At 69.7% G+C, this 16566-nt stretch carries 11 protein-coding genes and 1 pseudogene; 2 read left to right on the top strand and 10 right to left on the bottom strand.

From position 1 onward, the window contains the following. Nucleotides 1-252: 252 nt before the first annotated feature. Entirely contained in the window at nucleotides 253-1851 is a 1599-nt protein-coding gene (locus ACFTE1_RS17710; RefSeq protein ID WP_380623981.1) for a glycosyltransferase family 2 protein, read from the top strand. A gap of 169 nt (nucleotides 1852-2020) precedes the next feature. On the opposite strand, the gene ACFTE1_RS17705 is transcribed toward ACFTE1_RS17710, so the two are convergent. From ACFTE1_RS17705 to ACFTE1_RS17660, 10 genes and pseudogenes are all read right to left on the bottom strand, one after another. Then, on the bottom strand, nucleotides 2021-3619 hold the full coding sequence (locus ACFTE1_RS17705; RefSeq protein ID WP_380623983.1) for a glycosyltransferase family 4 protein: 1599 nt from the start codon (nucleotides 3617-3619) through the stop codon (nucleotides 2021-2023). Then, complete coding sequence (locus tag ACFTE1_RS17700) at nucleotides 3616-4077, bottom strand: hypothetical protein (protein WP_380623985.1); 462 nt, start codon at nucleotides 4075-4077, stop codon at nucleotides 3616-3618. The genes ACFTE1_RS17705 and ACFTE1_RS17700 overlap by 4 nt, the downstream gene beginning before the upstream one ends. A 19-nt stretch (nucleotides 4078-4096) precedes the next feature. After that, on the bottom strand, nucleotides 4097-5455 hold the full coding sequence (locus tag ACFTE1_RS17695) for a glycosyltransferase (RefSeq protein WP_380623988.1): 1359 nt from the start codon (nucleotides 5453-5455) through the stop codon (nucleotides 4097-4099). Beyond that, nucleotides 5452-6537 carry a non-hydrolyzing UDP-N-acetylglucosamine 2-epimerase gene (wecB, locus tag ACFTE1_RS17690; RefSeq protein WP_380623990.1) on the bottom strand — a complete coding sequence of 362 codons (1086 nt, stop codon included), beginning with the start codon at nucleotides 6535-6537 and terminating at the stop codon, nucleotides 5452-5454. The genes ACFTE1_RS17695 and wecB overlap by 4 nt, the downstream gene beginning before the upstream one ends. Before the next feature lie 413 nt (nucleotides 6538-6950). Continuing rightward, nucleotides 6951-8105 carry a cyclic dehypoxanthinyl futalosine synthase gene (mqnC, locus tag ACFTE1_RS17685; protein ID WP_380623993.1) on the bottom strand — a complete coding sequence of 385 codons (1155 nt, stop codon included), beginning with the start codon at nucleotides 8103-8105 and terminating at the stop codon, nucleotides 6951-6953. Between the two features lie 19 nt (nucleotides 8106-8124). After that, nucleotides 8125-8901, bottom strand: coding sequence for an FAD-binding oxidoreductase (locus ACFTE1_RS17680; RefSeq protein ID WP_380623995.1), 777 nt, complete (start codon nucleotides 8899-8901; stop codon nucleotides 8125-8127). Nucleotides 8902-9110: 209 nt separating this feature from the next. After that, nucleotides 9111-9965: pseudogene (locus tag ACFTE1_RS17675) on the bottom strand (menaquinone biosynthetic enzyme MqnA/MqnD family protein); the annotation flags it as partial. A 179-nt stretch (nucleotides 9966-10144) separates the two neighbouring features. Continuing rightward, nucleotides 10145-10426, bottom strand: coding sequence for an HPr family phosphocarrier protein (locus ACFTE1_RS17670; RefSeq protein WP_380623998.1), 282 nt, complete (start codon nucleotides 10424-10426; stop codon nucleotides 10145-10147). Between the two features lie 131 nt (nucleotides 10427-10557). Further along, complete coding sequence (locus tag ACFTE1_RS17665) at nucleotides 10558-13317, bottom strand: hypothetical protein (protein WP_380624001.1); 2760 nt, start codon at nucleotides 13315-13317, stop codon at nucleotides 10558-10560. A 329-nt stretch (nucleotides 13318-13646) separates the two neighbouring features. Then, entirely contained in the window at nucleotides 13647-15083 is a 1437-nt protein-coding gene (locus ACFTE1_RS17660; protein WP_380624003.1) for a C40 family peptidase, read from the bottom strand. Between the two features lie 235 nt (nucleotides 15084-15318). Between ACFTE1_RS17660 and mqnE the strand changes: the two genes are divergently transcribed. Next, a complete protein-coding gene (gene mqnE / locus ACFTE1_RS17655) occupies nucleotides 15319-16494 on the top strand; it encodes an aminofutalosine synthase MqnE (protein ID WP_380624006.1) in 1176 nt (391 codons plus the stop codon). Nucleotides 16495-16566 lie beyond the last annotated feature (72 nt).

Raw genomic sequence — 16566 nt, 5'->3', positions numbered from 1 at the left:
TCGCCGGATCGAGCGCGTAACCGGAAATCGGTCGAAAACGGAGAATGGGCGCTGACCGTGTTCCAGGACGCGGAATTGCGGCGAGTATCCTGCGCTGTAACGCCGATTGAATGCTGGGCTACAATGTCGGAAAAGAGTGCCTCGCCCGCGTGTCGGCCTGCCTCCTCGGGTCTCGCCCCGACGCAGGCTCGCCGGGCCGCACGGGCCTCCCCGTTCACCTTGCCGCCGGAACCGCCTTGAGGAACCCGATTCATGTCCAGAACCGCCCAGCCGGACGTCAGCGTTGTCATGGCCGTCTACAACACCCTTCCCTACCTGCGCGAGTGCCTTGATTCACTGGTCGACCAGACGATCGGCCACGAGCGAATGGAGATCGTGGCCGTCAACGACGGTTCGACCGACGGTTCGCGAGAGGAGCTGGAGCGTTACGCGGACAAGTATCCCGACCTCTTCACCATCCTCGACCAGGAGAACTCGGGAAGCGCCGCGGCGCCGAGCAACCGCGGCATGGAGAGGGCCGCAGGGCGTTACGTGTTCTTCATGGGATCGGACGACTACCTGGGGCGGGAGTCCCTGGCGCGCATGGTCGACTATGCCGACGACCAGGGATCCGATGTGGTCGTCCCGAAGATGATCGGCGTGGGAGGCAAGGCCGTCGCCAAGCGGATCTTCGCGAATACCGACCCGGACGTCAGCCTCTACGACTCGCCTCTTCCCTGGGCGATCTCGAACACCAAGCTGTTCCGGCTCGACCACGTCCGTGAGATCGGCGCGGCCTTCCCGGAATCGATGAAGTTCACCAGCGACCAGCCCTTCGCGCTCCACGCGATGATCTTGGCGGAGAAGGTGTCGGTGCTGGCCGACTACGACCACTACTTCGCCGTCCGGCGCGAGGACGACTCGAACATCACCTACAGCGTCACGCACCCTGAGCGGGCACGCTGTACCCGGAAGGTGATGGACACGGTCGCCGACCTCGTCGAGCCCGGGCCGCGCCGCGACGCGGTGATCGTCCGCCTCTTCTCGGTGGAGTTCCGCAACGCGCTCGAAGGGGACTTCCTCCAGCTGCCCGAAGACCTCCAGCGCGAGACGATGAACGTCATCGCCGACGCGGCCGACGCCTACTTCACTGACCGGATCCGCGACCGCCTCCTCATCGAACGCCGTGCCCGCATCATGCTGGCCCAGGCCGGGGACCTCGACGCACTCAAAGAATTCGTCTACTACACGACCAATGGACCCGTGCCGGGCTTCCGTCTCGCCGAAGGCGGGGTGTTCGCGATGTACCCCTCCTATGGGGAGTCGGTAGTTCCCGATCGCGCCTTCGAGGTCCTCGACGAATCGGTCAAGGGACGTTTCGCCAAGGGCGTCACGCAGGCCAGAATGCGCAAGGGGTCCGACGGGTCGATCACGGTGGGATTCGAAGTCCCCCTTTCAGGGTCGAACGCCGACGAGCACCTCTCCGTCGTTCCGTTGGAGCTGAAACCGGGCAAGAAGCCTCCCAAGGCCAAGACCCTCTCGCTTGAGGACGCCGGCGGTGAGTCCGCAGAGTTCTCCGCCTCGGAGGGCGCCCACGGCGACAGGACGAAAGTGTCGATCCGCCTGTCGGCCGAGGATTTCGCCGGGGCCGATGTCGGACGTTGGCAGGTGCGCGTCAGGACGAGGCTGAAGGACAAGGTGTACGACCTGCCCCTCTCCTTCCGGAAACAGGGAGAGCCGCTCACCGTCCGCAAGGGAGTCAAGGCTTACTCGGTGCACGTCAAGGGCGCGGACGGCGGTGTGCTCGAGTGCCGCCGCGTCTCGCTGCTCGGCAAGGTGACTCGGGTCGCCCGGAGAATCGCCGGAAAGTAGCGCCCGCGGACCGAGAGGTCGCCAGCTTCCCAGAAGCCGGCGATCTCTCCACCACGTCCTTGTTCGGACTTCCATGTCGGCAAAGCGGCTGCGTCGCGGAGCCTGCACTCGACCGCTCTGATTTCACCGCCGCCGATCACGGATCCGGGGTTCGGCGCCGTCTGAGAAACTAAAGGGATGCCGCTTGCTGCTCCGGGGCGGTGCCGGGAACGCGCCCGTCCATGAGATCGGTGAAGATCTCGTGGTAGATGCCTGCCTGCGCCTCCCACGAGTAGGTCTCGGCCAGGCCGCCGTCCTCGTAGACCCGGCGGTACGCCTCCGGGTCGGCCAGCACTTCGGACACTGCGGCGGCGAGCCCCTGAGCGTCGTCGGCGGGGAAGACCTCGCCGTTGCCGTGCTCGGAGACGAACGCGGCCATCGTGCGGCAGTCGCTGACGGCCACGGGAACCCGCGCCTGCGCGTACTCGAAGAGCTTGGTGGGCAGGGCGACCTCGTGATTGACCGGCCCGCGCCGCAGCGGGTGGACGCCCACGTCCGCGGACCGGATGTAGCCCACGAGCTTGTCGAACGGGACGTACGGTTTCAAGTGGACCCGGTCGGCGACGCCCAGCCTCTCGGCGCGGTCCATGAGGACCGGCAGGAAGCGGTTGCGCCCCCCGGTGGCGCACACGAGCGCGGCATGGGCCTCGGGCAGGAGATCCAGGGCGTCGATGAGCGTGTTCAGGCCGCGAGGCTCGGTCGCACCGCCCATGTACAGCAGCAGCGGTGTGTCCGGTCCGAGGCCGCAGTCGGCTCGGACGTCGGTGTTCCCGCCCGGCGAGACCCACCCGTCGGCGGTGAACGAGTCCGGGTCGAACCGCAAGGGCACGTTGAGGACGATGTCGGGGCGCCGGGAGAGCCGGTAGGACTCCGCCAGCTCGTCGGCCACGCCCTCGGAGACGGTCACGATCCGGTCGGCCCCCGCGATATAGGACCGTTCGTAGTCGACGAGGCCGGCGTTCCAGGCGGGGCCGTGCCCGCTGACGCCGGCGACGAACTCGTGCGCGTCGTAGACGACCGCGGCCCGGTGCCCTGCCAGCGCGAGGATCTCCTTGGCGCGGACGGCCACACGCAGCGGAGCGAAGTCCTGGCAGTGGATGACGTCGGGCCGCAGCCGCAGGACCTCCTGGAGCATGGCCTCCTCGTGGGCCAGCGGCATCGAGTAGCTGTGGCGCCAGTACTCGCGGACGCCCAACCGCCGCATGGCGTTCACCGCGGCCTTCTCCAGACGCCCGTTCCACTTCACGCCCGTGCTGCGCGAGCGGCGCCGGGTCTGCCTGGCGCGCTTGACCGTCCACCGGTACCTCGCCGCCGTCCAGAACGGCGCCCGGTCGGCCAGGCGGTCGTAGAGGTCCTTGCCGTCGAGGTCGCCGCCCTCCAACGGCCGGCCCCTGCGGACGGCGCCGTCGACGACCTTGGCCCGCATCCGGGTCTCCTTGAAGGCGGCCTTGTCGCGGCTGCCGTACGACAGCGGATTCCTCACGTGGGCGACGGCCCTCCTGAGCCGCAGCACGTCCGGCATCTGTCCGGACGGGACCCGGACGACCCTGGCGCGCCCCAGCGCGAACTCGTCCGGCTCGTCCTCTGGCGCGTAGCCGAAGAGCGTGACGTCCCAGTCCCCGTCGGCCAGGAACTGGGCGGCCTTCTGGACCCGCGAGTCGCGGACGACGGGATTGTCCACGAGCATCGCCACGGTCCCCCGGGATCCGCCTCGTTCGCTTGTGCTCATTCTCGCGACTTCTCCTCTCGCCCCGCCGAACCGGCCGGCGAAGCCATCTTGCTAATGTCCAGGTCCACGGTCACGGTGAGGTGAGGGTGGGCTCGGGCCAGGCGGCGGGCGAAGGGGAGGGCGTTCTGCTCGGGCACGAACACGTGGGTCGCCGCCGCGAGGTCCATCCGGCTCCTCCTCCGCCAGGCGATGCGGGACAGGACTCCGGGGCGCAGAAGGGAATAGGCCCTGCCGAAGCGGCGCCGCAGGAGCTTGCGCGACGCGCGCGCGGTGAGGGAACGGCGCTCGGCCTCACCGAGGTCCAGGGTGTCGGAGTGCTCCAGGCCGACGCCGTCGGCCAGGACCAGCGTGGCGGGCACGCCGGCCTTGTCCAGGCGGTACAGCAGGCGCCGGGTCCGGCGCAGGTCGGCGGTTCCGAAGCACAGGACCAGCGCTCGCGGTGCGGGGGTGTATGTCACGGTCGTCTCCCAGGGGGTCTCATGCCGGAGCCGCCAGGGAGTCGAGCAGGCCGACGAGGTCCGCCAGGGAGTTCTCCCGGGTGAAGCGGGCCCCGTAGGCCCGGGCGGCGAGGCGGCGGGGGTCGTCGGGGGCGGCGGCCAGGTCGGCCGCCCGGCGCAGGGCCTTGGCGATGTCGGAGGGGTCCAGGCTGTCGGGGCGGACCCAGCACGGATAGTCGCGGAGGTACTCCTCGGCCGCCGATCCGGGGGCGTGGACCGAGACGACCGGTTTCCCCGTCGCCATGTACTCGAAGACCTTTCCCGAGGTGACGTAGCGGGAACCGCCGGCGAGGAAGACGAGGACGTCCAGGTCCCGATAGACCTCGGCGACGGCCGTCTTGGGAGCCGGCCCCCGGTAGCGGACCTCGCCCCGGCCGACCCGCCTCTCGTGCGGCTCGCCGGTCAGCCCGAGGATCTCCAGCATGGCCCTCTTCCCCGGGTTCGTGAACTCGAGGTATCCGTGGAAGTCGAGGACGGAGGCCGGGCGACCGCCCTCCCCGAGGAAGAGCTCGAAGGCCTCCAGCAGGGGCTCGACCGGCTGCTGCTTGGTCAGGGTGCCGAGGTACCCGAACCGCACGCGGTCGCCGGGACCGCCCGGAGCCCGCGAGGCCTCCTCGATGTCGACGGTGCCCGGATCCCAGCCGTTGGGGACGACGTGCATCTTCTCCGCCGCGTAAGGGTAGCGGTCCCGGTGCCATGCCCGCAGCGCCTCGTTGACGAAGCACACGCCGGAGGCGGTCCGCATGAACCGCTCCTCCCATTCCCAGGCCGGGTGCCCGGGCTTGAACTTGTCGCGGTTCTCGAACAGGTCCAGCGTCCACGCGTCGCGGTTGTCCAGCACGTACGGAACACCGGTGGCGCGGTTGAGCCGCCACGCCGCGGCGAAGGCGGCGTAGGGGTTGCCGGTCGCCAGAACGGCGTCGAAGGGACTCCGCCGGTGCAGCCCGCGTCCCGTCTTGACCGCCTCATCGCCCCACGACGCGTAGCGCTCGGGAAACCCGCGCTCGCGCTTCCGCTCGTACCGTCGCGCGGCCACTTCCGGGAAGCGGCACCGCAGCCACGACATGCGCCGCACATCCGTCTCCCACGGGAAATAGTCGATCTCCGGGCGCCGCACGGTGACCGAGGGGTCCACGGCCCCGCTCAGCGACTCGTCGACCGACGAGGACGCCAGGCGGAAGAACCGCTCGGGCGCTGCCAGGACCGTCACGTCCCAGCCCGATCGAGCCAGGACGTTGGCCGTCGCCACGCCCCGGTAGACGCCGCTGGCCCGCGACGGCGGGAAGTAGAAGCAGAGGTAGAGGATCCTCGGCCTCCGTGTCCGGTCGGATCCGGTCATGGACGCACCTCGGCGAGCCTGTCGACCACGCGGTGGGCGGCCTTGCCGTCGCCGTAGGGTTCTCCGCGGTCGGTTCCGGGCACCGTCCTGGCGAGGAGTTCGCGCCATTCGGCCGCGTCGTGGTCCGCCGGTTCGGGGATGAGGACGTTCCAGCCGCCCTCCAGCGTCTCGACCCACTCCGTCTCGGTCCGCACCGTCGTGCAGGGCGTCTCCAGGAGGTAGGCCTCCTTCTGGAGCCCGCCGGAGTCCGTGACCACGCCGCGGGAGGCGAGTACGGCGGCGACCAGGTCGCGGTAGGGCAGGGGCTCTCCGGGGCGCAGAGCACCGGCCGTCAGGTCGATCCCGTAGCGCTCGCAGCGGTCGACCAGGCGGGGGTGGGCGAGGAGCGCCACGGGGACGTCCGAGGCGGCCAGGGCGGACACGATGGAGCGGAGCCGGCCGGGGTCGTCGGTGTTCTCGGCCCGGTGCAGGGTGGCCAGGACGTAAGGCCGGTCCGGGTCGATCCCCTCCGGCAGGCTCGGCCGGATGCCGGCGGAGAGGACGCGGTCCCTGGTGCTCAGGCAGACGTCGACCATGACGTCGCCGACGAGTTCGGACCGCTTCCGCAGGCCCTCGCCGGCCAAGTGGCCCATGGCCTCCCGGGTCGGGGCCAGCAGCAGGTCCGCGCAGTGGTCGGTCAGCACGCGGTTGTGCTCTTCGGGCATGGACCGGTTGAAGGACCGGAGGCCGGCTTCCAAGTGGGCCACGGGCAGGTGCATCTTGGCGGCCGAGACCGCCGCCGCCAGGGTGGAGTTGGTGTCGCCGTACACGAGGACCCAGTCGGGGCGCTCCCGTTCGAACACCGGGTCGAGCGCCGCGAGCATCGTGCCGGTCTGGACGCCGTGGCTGCCCGATCCTATGCCGAGGTGGTGGTCGGGGGCGGGGATCCCCAGCCCGGAGAAGAACACGTCGGACAGGCCGGCGTCGTAGTGCTGTCCGGTGTGGATGATGCGGTGCTCGTGCGGCGTCCCGTCGAAAGCGGCGGCGACGGCGCCCAGCTTGACCAATTGGGGGCGGGTGCCCACGACGCTGATGACTTTCACTGGCCCTCCTCTGAGAGGCGGATTGGGACCGGTCGGCGACGATCGGGGAACGGCATGGTCGGCGTCTGCGATCGGGAGACCGGTACGGGAGGAGTCGGAAGCGACCTCATACTACAACAGGCATTAACGGCGACCGTTCTCGGACTGCCCATAAAATACCAGTTAACCTGGTGTTTTATTCATGTTATCCTCGGTTTCGGGCGAGCTTTCGCGAACGGAAAGAATCTCCATAGGACGCACTAGAGCCCCGGCTCCGCTCGTCTCCCAGCGGCCGCGGATCGCCTCCTCCCCCCCGGCTTCGCCCCGGCATGCCGACGCGATCCCGCCACGCCCCGACCGGCCGACGGCCGAAACGGCCCGAGACGCGCGAATGCCCCGCACGGTCGCACCGTGCGGGGCATTCGGAAAGACTGTCAGGCCTTCTGCTGCAGATCGGCCACGATCGTCGAGAAGTGGCTCCGCACCCGGTCGTCGGACGGGTCGTCCTCGGGCGTCCAGTGCACGGACATGCGCTCGTACACCGTGTTCCGCTGCGCCGGAACGCGGTCGCCGGAACGGATCAGGTCGATCAGCTCGCCGAGCTTCGACTGGTTCCGCGCCCCGGCCGAGGAGATGACGTTCTCCTCCAACATGATCGAACCGAGGTCGTCCACGCCGAGGTGCATCGACAGCTGCCCGGCGGCCTTGCCGACGGTCAGCCACGACGACTGCAGGTGCGTCACATTGTGGAAGAACAGCCGCGCCACGGCGAGCAGGCGGAGGTACTCCAGCGCCGTCGCCTGGGTGCGGCCCTTCAGGTGGTTGTTCTCCGGCTGGTAGGTCCACGGGATGAACGACCGGAAACCGCCCGTGCGGTCCTGCACGTCGCGGATCATCCGCAGATGCTCGATGCGCTCGGCGTTGGTCTCGCCGGTGCCCATCATCATGGTCGCCGTCGACTCCAGGCCCTGGACGTGCGCCGCCTCCATGATCTCCAGCCACCGCCCGCCAGGCTCCTTCAACGGGGCGATGGCCTTGCGCGGCCGCTCGGGCAGCATCTCGGCGCCGGCGCCCGCGATCGAGTCCAGGCCGGCGGCCTTGATCCGCTTGATCGCCTCGTCGACCTCCACGCCGCTCACCCGCGACATGTGGTCGATCTCGCTGGGGCCGATCGAGTGGATCACCAGGTCCGGGTACTGCTCCTTGACGGCGGAGAACAGCTCCTCGTAGTACTCGACGCCGAACTCCGGGTGGTGCCCGCCCTGCAACATCACCTGCGTGGCCCCGAGGTCCACGGCCTCGCCGCAGCGGCGCAGGACCTCGGCGTTGTCGTGAGTCCAGCCCTCGTCGTGCTTGGGGGCGCGGTAGAAGGCGCAGAACTTGCACGCCGTGGTGCACACGTTCGTGTAGTTGATGTTGCGATCGATGATGTAGGTGACGATATCGTCGCCGATCACGCGCTCGCGCGCGGCGTTGGCGGCCTCCGCCAGAGCGTGGAAGGGCGCGTCGGTGTAGAGGCGGAGGGCATCCTCGGCCTCGATTCTCCCGCCGTCGGCGGCGCGGGCGAGAATGTCGTCGAATTCGGCCATGGTGTCGAGGGTAGCGCCGTTAATCGACGTAGTACAGCTCGGTGTGGATCTCTGACGCGCGGGTCTCCTCCAGGACCTCCTTGACCCCGAGCACCATCTCGTAGGGGCCGCACAGGAACCACTCGTCGACGGCGTCGGCCTCGATCAGCCCCGAGGCGAAGATCTCACGCAGCCGCTCGGGCGTCAGGCGCCCGGTCAGCACAGGCGAGTCGCCCCGCTCCCGGGTGCGGATGTGGTGCAGGCGCAGGCGGTCGCCGTGGCGCTCCTCCAGGGCCCGGAGCTCCTCGTCGAACATGACGGTGTCGGCGCTGCGATTGGAGTACAGGAGGGTGACGGTCGCGCCGGCGTCCAAAGCGGCGGTCGCGATCGAGATGATCGGGGTGATGCCGGAGCCGGCCACGATCGAGGCGTAGTGGCGCCCCGGTTCGATGTCGGTGGTGAAGTGCCCCATCGGCGGCATGGCCTCGAGGGTCTCGCCCTCGGTCAGCATCCGGTTGGCGAAGTTGGAGAACGACCCGGTCGGGATCGACTTGATGCCCATGCGCAGCGTGCCCGACTCCCGCAGCTCGGCCGGCGTCGAGGCGATGGAGTAGGAGCGGCGGATCTCCGTGCCGTCGGGGGCCAGCCGCTGGAACGTCAGGTGCTGCCCGGGCGTGAAGTCGAAGGCGGGCCGCAGCTCCTCGGGGACCGAGAGGCTCAGTTCCACCGAGTCCTCGGTGAGGTGGCGGATCCCGGACACGCTGAGCTTGTGCCACGAAGGGCGCTGGCGCTTGGTCTTCTTGACGACGACGGTCATGGGGTCTCTCCCTCCGGCCGGTTCTCCGGCCGGTCTTGCTCGACGACAGGGACAGGGGCGCGGGAGGCCGCGGAGCCCGCGGTCCCGGAGTCTGTTCTGCTCGGATCCACGGCGTGCGCGCCTCCGGAGCCGGAACCCGTGCCGCCGGATTCCCCGGCGCCGGGGTTGAGGCCTTCACCGCTGGTCCCGCCGATGAAGAGCGGTGACGTCAAAGGCGCCACTCCGGTATAACCCTCCGCGCGAGCGGAGAATTCCAGGAGCCCGCGCAGGTGGGCCGGGCTGAGCGAGAACTGCAGGTGGTCGTAGTACTCGGCCAGGGCCCGTGCGTCGAACGGCTCCCACCGGGCGGCGGTCTCGGCGACCGTCTCGATCTCCTTGCGGCTGACCGCGATCGACTCCTTGAAGGCGCTGTGCAGGCGGGCGACGTTCCCCGGGTTGGCCTCGTAGTAGTCGGCCCGGGCGGCCCAGACGGCGAAGACCATGGCGTGCCCGGTCCACTCCTTCCAGGCCAGCGCCAGGTCGGTGACGTGCAGGTCGCCGGGGGAGTGGTACACCCGCAGCGCCTCGTCGCCGATCACGACGGCCCCGTCGGCCTCGGCCAGCGACGCGGACAGGTCCAGCGCGGGACGCGAGGCGGCGGCCCTCTCGGCGTCGGACAGCGGGCGGACCCGCTCGTAGGAGGGCTTATAGCCGTGGCGCTGCTCCAGCAGGAGCTGGGCGAGCGCGACGCCGGTGCGCGAAGTCGAGGTCAGCGCGATCCGCGGTTTCTCGGGCAGCCGGTCGACGGGTTCCTTCGTGACCAGGTTGACCGAGAGGACGCCGCCGTCGGCCGCCACCGCGATGTCGGGGATGAGCCGCAGCTCGTCGGCGTGGCGGAGGTACTCGACGAGGCTGATGGGGCCGACGTCGAGGTCCCCGGAGACGAGCCGCTCATTGAGCCTGTCGGGGGTGTCGCGGTGGAGGTCCATCTCCACGATGGTGCCGGTGCGGGCGAGTCCCCAGTAAATGGGCAGGCAGTTCAGGAACTCGATGTGCCCCACGCGCGGGCGTCTGCTTTGATCCACCTGTCGACCGTAGCCCCATACGGTGGGCCGACGGAAGACTCCAGGGAGGTGACGTCGGAGATCTCACCGAACGGGACCGGTCTTCACACGCGGACGCCGGCCGTCCGTTATATGGGACGGACGGGTTTCACCGGTTGGTCGGCACGGCGTCGACGCGGACGGGGCGACGCCGCCGCGGGTCAAGACTCCCCTCCCGTGCCTTCCCCCTTGTCGTCGCCGCCGGTCACGAGGTCGGCGAGACGGTCCAGGACCGCCTCGTCATCGCCGGAGATGACCACCTCGTCGCCATTGCGCACATCGAGCAGGAGGACCTGCAGGATGGACTTGGCCTCGACCGGTTCGCCATCGCCCTTGGCCAGGAACACCTCGGAGCCGGACTCGGCCGCGGTGTCGACGAAGGCGGTGGCCGGCCGGGCCTGGATCCCCACTTCGGTGGTGACTCTGACGCGCCGCTCGGCCATGGTCGCTCCTCTGGTTCAGACAGTGATCGGACACTATCCAGCATGGAGCGGAGGGAGGGGAGGGGGAGAAAAACTCGGAAAATGGTGTCCGCTTTTCCCTGATTCGGGGTAATAACGAAGTTTCCCGGTGCTCAATCCTGCGGTTTGCGAGGCGGCGTCATAGAGGTGGGCAGGGGGATGTCGAGCTGCAGGGCGGGGAGCGGGACGGTCTTGTCCGGGTCCGGAGTGGGCGCGGGTTCGGGACGCGGCTCAGGGGCGGGCCGGGCCTCGGCCTCTTCCCGGGGCTCGTCTGAAGACTCCCCCGCGACCTCGGGCTCTTCCCGGGGCTCGTCTGAAGACTCCCCCGCGACCTCGGGCTCTTCCCGGGGCTCGTCTGGAGACCCCGACGCGACCTCGGATTTCTCCTCGGACGAGGACTCTGCCTCCGGGCTTTCGCCGGGCTCGGGACGAGGTTCGGGCGAGGACTCGGACTCGGGAGAAGGCTCTGGCGCAGGATCGGTTTCGGGTGCGGGGCCCGGCTCGGCAGTGGCCTCGGCTTCGGGCGCGGGGCCAGGCTTGGACTCGGCTTCGGGCTCGGACTGGGGGCCGGTATCGGTTTCGGCCGCCGTCTCGGGCTCGGAGTGGCGAGAGGCGTCGGCGGGAGCGGCCTCGGTGCCCGCCCGCTGTTCCGGCGCGGAGCCGGGCTCCGGGTCCGGTACCGGCTGGGGTTCGGGCTGCGAAGACGATGCCGTCGAAGGCTCGACCGCTGGCTGTGCCGTTGCCGATTCCGTCACGGAGTCGACGGCGACTTCACCGGTCGGCGTCGTCTCTGACCGGGTCTCCGGCTCCGGATGTCCCGGCGCGTCCTGCTCGGTCGTCGGAGTTGCCTCCGCCGCTACCGACGGCGCCGTTTCCTGTTCGGTTCCTGGTTCCGCCTCCGCCGGCGCCTGGGATCCTTCGTTCGGCTCGGTTCCAGGCTCGGCGCTCGCCGTCGGCTGAGCCTCCGGGTCGGGAGACGGCACCGGATCGGTTTCGGCTTTCGCCTTCGGTTCGGTCCCTGCCTCGGGCGTCGCATACGGGTTCGCTGGTACGTCCGGCTCCGCGTCCGCGTCTGCCGTCGCGTCCGTCTCGGTGCCGATTTCGGTCGCTTCTCCGGCCTCCGGCTCGTCGGAGACTTCGGGCTCGGTCGCATTGTCTCGGTCGGTTTCGGGACCGGTGTCCGCCTCCGCGCCCACCTCGGGCAGGGATTCGCCTTCGACATCGCTGCCCAGGCTTTCGAGCATGGCCATCGAACCCGCGTCGAGCTCTCCGTCTCCAGAGTCCTCCAGGTCGGATCCGTCGAAGAAGTCGCCGGACTCCTCCCGCACGTCTGCCTCGGTCGCGACCGGCATCTTCACTGAGGGCGCCGGCGCCTGCGAAGCCTCCGCTTCCCGGGCGGGCCCGTCTTCGGCCCGGTCTTCCACAAGGGCGGGGTCCTCAACCGGGTTCTCCTGCCCCGGAACGGGCGGCGCCTGTGATTCCGGCGCAGGTCGAGCCGCTTCCCCCGTCTCCGGCTCAGGCGTATCCCGCGGCGCTTCGACAGCCTCCGGTTCGGACGCCGGCTGAACGGATGCTTCCGGCTCTGCCTCTGGCGGTGTCGCGTCCGCCGGGACTTCCGCGACCGGATCTTCGGCGGTCGGCGTCACCGGCTCAGGCGGTACCGCAGCGGCGGGTTCAGGCGCTTCCGACGTGGGCGCCTCGCCCACCGCTTCCTCCTTCGACGGCTCCTCGGCCCGGGCCGGCGGAGCCGACTCGGCCTCTTCTGAGGCCTCAGCGGTGTCCGGTTTCGACGGCACCGCGAAGATGGAGGTCGGGGAGGGCGGCTTGACCTCGCCCTCCGAAGGCGGCGCATAGCCGGCCGCCGAACTGGCGACGGTGTTCTCCGGAACGATGTGCGGCTTGAACAGGTCCGAACCCGACAGGGTCGTGGAACCGGCGGACGGCAGCTGGAACCCGCCGGCCGCCATCGTCGGCTGGGAAGGTTCGGCCGGCCCCGTCGGCTGTTCAGACTGCTCAGGCTGTGCTTGCGGCTGCCGTGCGGGCTGCTGCGGCACTACCGGCGAGGCACCGGTCTTCTCGAACGCCGCCTGCGAGTAGTCCCCGGCCGGCTGTTCGGACGGGGTCCGCCCGATCGAGCGTGGATCGGAGACCCGTGGCGGCAGCGAGTTCAGCGGCTCGTCGGGGCGGTGCGCCTGCGGGGCCTGCTGGGCCTCCGGCGGTTGGCCGTACTGCTGCTGAGGCTGCTGAGGCTGTTGTCCGTAGTGCGGAGCCGGAGCGGGGTGGCCCGATTGCGGGCCTTGCGAGTACTGGCCCGTTTGAGCGCCCGGTTGCGGGTACGGCGCCGCCTGGGGCTGGTGCGGCGGCTGCGAGTACCGGGGAGGCTGCGAGTACTGCGGTGGTTGGGAGTACTGCGGTGGCTGCGAGTGCTGCGGGCCCTGCGGCGGCTGGGAATAGTGCGGCGCGGGCTGCGAATACGGATTCGGCTGCTGGGCCGGCGGGGCAGACGGCGGAGGAGGCGGCACGGAGGCGCTGCCCCGGTCCGGCTGCTGTTGCTGCCGGGGATACTGCTGCGGCGGTTGCGAGTACTGCTGGTACTGCTGCTGAGGAGGTTGAGAGTACTGCTGCGCCTGAGGGGGCTGCGGAGCGGCCTGCCCGTGGAACTGCTGGTGGTGCGGCGCTTGCGGAGGCTGGGAGTACTGCTGCTGAGGCCCCGCCGGGTAATGCGGCTGCTGGGGATGCGGCTGCTGGTACGGCGGAGGAGGGGCCGACTGCATCGCCTGGTGCGGATGCTGGGGCGCCGGGGGGACGGACGCCGATCCGCTGGCGTGCTGGTGGAACCCGCCGCCCGCGGGGCCGCCGGGCGGGCCTCCCACAGGACCGTGTGAGGGGGATCGGAAACCGCCGAGAGGGGGTGGAAGAGGTACTCCGCACTGCGGACAGCGCTGATCGCCCGGGCGCAGACCTCGACCGCATGAGCTGCACGTGTTGTCGTCCACCGATACTCCTGTCAACTGAGGCGGCCCTCCGGACCTCCTGCGGTCGAATATCGCACAAGGTCGGGTATGACACGGAACCCCGGGCACCGGCGAGCATGCGCGGTATACCGTGCGGGCAATCGAAAAACCCTCTGGTTCAAAAGTGTATGTCTAGCCTGCCATGAACGCATCACCAGGTTCGCACCACCCCCGCATGGCGCCGTCGGCTATTCTCCGCCGCTCGGCTCCGATTCGCGCGACGCCGATCGGGTGGTCGTCGGCGTGACGCCCTCCTCGGACGGACTCGGCGACTCCGAAGGGGAGGCGGGCTCGTCGGTCGGGGAGGGGGAGGGGCTCGGGCTCTCCGACGGGGAGGGGCTGGGCGACTCGCTCGGTGTTTCCGACTCGCCGCCGGTCGGGGAAGGGCTGGGGGACTCCGAACCGCCGTCGGTGGGCGACGGGCTCGGGGAACCGGTGGGCGACTCGCTGGGGCCGTCGGTGGGCTCTTCGGACGGCTTGTCGGAAGGCTTGTCCGAGGGTTTGCCGTCGTCGTCTCCGTCGTCGCCGGCGTCCGGGTCCTCCTTCGCGTCGAAGACCCGCGTCGCGCCGTGGAAGTTCTCGAACCAGACGCTGCTGATCTTGACGACGTCTCCCGGCTGCGGAGCCTGGACGACCTTCCCGTCCCCGATGTACATGGCCGTGTGGGTGATCGAACGCCAGTCGCCGGAGTCGTCGCTCCAGTAGAGGAGGTCGCCCGGCAGCAGCCTCTCCACCGGCACCGACTTGAGTCGCGTGTGATAGTACTGGTCGTGGGCCACACGCGGCAGGTTGTACCCGACGGTCTTATAAGCCTCCTGCACCAGCGAGGAACAGTCGAACTCCGCGGTGCCGGTCGCGCCCCAGCGGTAGGGCTTGCCGAGCTGCTTCAGCGCCCACTCCGCGGCCTCCACGGCACGCGGGTCGGCATAGGTTCCGTCGACCTCGGTGGAGATCCCGTCGAGGTGCTCGCGCGCCTCTTTCTCGCGCTCGCGCTCGAGCTTCTCGATCTCCTCCTCGTTCTTCTCGACGAACTCCTCGAGCTCCTTCTCCTTCTCGTCGAAGTCGTCCTCCAGGCCCGCCAAGCGGTCCTTCGACCGCTCCAGCGACAGCTCCGCCGCGTCGGCGACGGCCTCGGCGAGGGCCAGGTCGGCCTCGGCGCCGTTCAGTCCCGCGACGGCCCGTTCGATAGGGGACGCGCCGGCGGTGAGCTCCTCCGGGGTCAGGTCCCAGTCGATCTCGCCGTCCTTGTCGGCCTCCACGAGGGCCGCCCCGGCGGCGTCCTCGACGTCCGCCTTCGCTCCGTCCACGGCGTCCCGCGCGTCGCGGGCGGCCAGGAGCGCGGTGGTGAGCTTCTCGGTGCGCCCGCCGACCTCGATCTTCGCCGACTCGAGCAGACCGGACAGCCGGGCGGTCTCGGACTTCAGCGCGTCGATCTTCTCCGCGAAGGGCCCCTTCGTCTCCGACTCCACGCGATTGGGGTCGGCCGCCGCGGAACCCGCCGGGCGCTCGCCCGAGTCCGGGACGGCCTCACCGGGGTTCGCCTGGACGGGCAGGGCCGTGCAGGCCAGCACGCCCGCCGTGCCGGAGGCGATCATCCATCGGGCCAGTCCGCGTGGGATTCGCATATGGGGTTCCTAGTGGTTCGGGAGGTTCGTCCGATCGGGGGAACGGCTGGCTCGGGGTGGCGAGCGTCGGGGCGCCGATCCACGTCACAGCCTATCGCAACGGGGCTGTCGAGGGAATACCCGGGAGCATCGATTTCCGGTCACAGGAGAGGCGGTCGGAGCGGTCGGGCGCGTTCCCGGCGTTAGGCTGGGGAGGACCGCCAGCGTTACGCAATGAGCACAGGGACTGGAGCCGATGGACGACGCACAGCGCTTCAAGAAGCAGATCGAAGAGAAGGTCGCCGCCGGTGAACGCCTCACCTACGACGACGGAGTCAAACTCTACGAGACCGACGACCTGGCGTGGCTGGGCCGCTTGGCCCACCAGGTGCGGACCGACAAGAACGGCGACCGCACGTTCTTCAACGTCAACCGCCACCTCAACCTCACCAACGTGTGCTCCGCCTCCTGCGCCTACTGCTCCTTCCAGCGCAAGCCCGGGGAGAAGGACGCCTACACGATGCGCATCGAGCAGGCCGTCGAACTCGCCGAGCAGATCAAGTCGGACGCCCCGACCGAACTGCACATCGTCAACGGACTCCACCCGACCCTGCCGTGGCGGTACTACCCCCGCGTCCTCAAGGAGCTCAAGCAGACCCTCCCCGAGGTCAACCTGAAGGCGTTCACCGCCACCGAGATCCAGTGGTTCGAGAAGATCTCCGGGCTCTCCGCCGACGAGATCCTCGACGAGCTGATCGAGTCGGGCCTGGAGTCGCTGACCGGCGGCGGCGCCGAGATCTTCGACTGGGAGGTCCGCCAGCACATCGTCGACCACGACTGCCACTGGGAGGACTGGTCGCGCATCCACCGGCTCGCCCACCAGAAGGGCCTGCGGACGCCGGCGACCATGCTCTACGGCCACATCGAGGAGCGCCGCCACCGCGTCGACCACGTCATGCGCCTGCGCGAGCTGCAGGACGAGACCGGCGGCTTCGCCGTCTTCATCCCGCTGCGCTACCAGCACGACTTCCACGACTCCCAGGACGGGAAAGTCCGCAACCGGATCCAGGAGCGCACCACCATGGCCTCCTCGACCGAGTCGCTCAAGACCTTCGCCGTCTCCCGCCTCATGCTCGACAACTTCGACCACGTCAAGTGCTTCTGGGTCATGCACGGCCTCGACGTGGCCAGCCTGTCGCTGAACTTCGGCGCCGACGACCTGGACGGATCCGTCGTGGAGTACAAGATCACCCACGACGCCGACAACTACGGCACGCCGGACAAGATGGGGCGCGACAACCTGCTCGACCTGATCCGCGACGCCGGGTTCCGACCGGTCGAGCGGAACACCCGCTACGAGACGATCCGCGAGTACGAGGGTCCCGTCTCGCAGGCCGAGCGCCGCGCCGAGCCGGGCACCGTCTTCGGATAGCGGCCGAAGTGCCGGGGAAGGCTCCCCGGCACGCGACCATTTCACCGGGCGAGGACCTCACCCGGACTGGCG

It is taken from the genome of Salininema proteolyticum (assembly GCF_042685645.1).
Classification (GTDB): Bacteria; Actinomycetota; Actinomycetes; order Mycobacteriales; family Micromonosporaceae; genus Salininema; species Salininema proteolyticum.
Note: the sequence above shows the minus strand (reverse complement) of the source record. Positions and strands in the feature narration are given on the sequence as shown.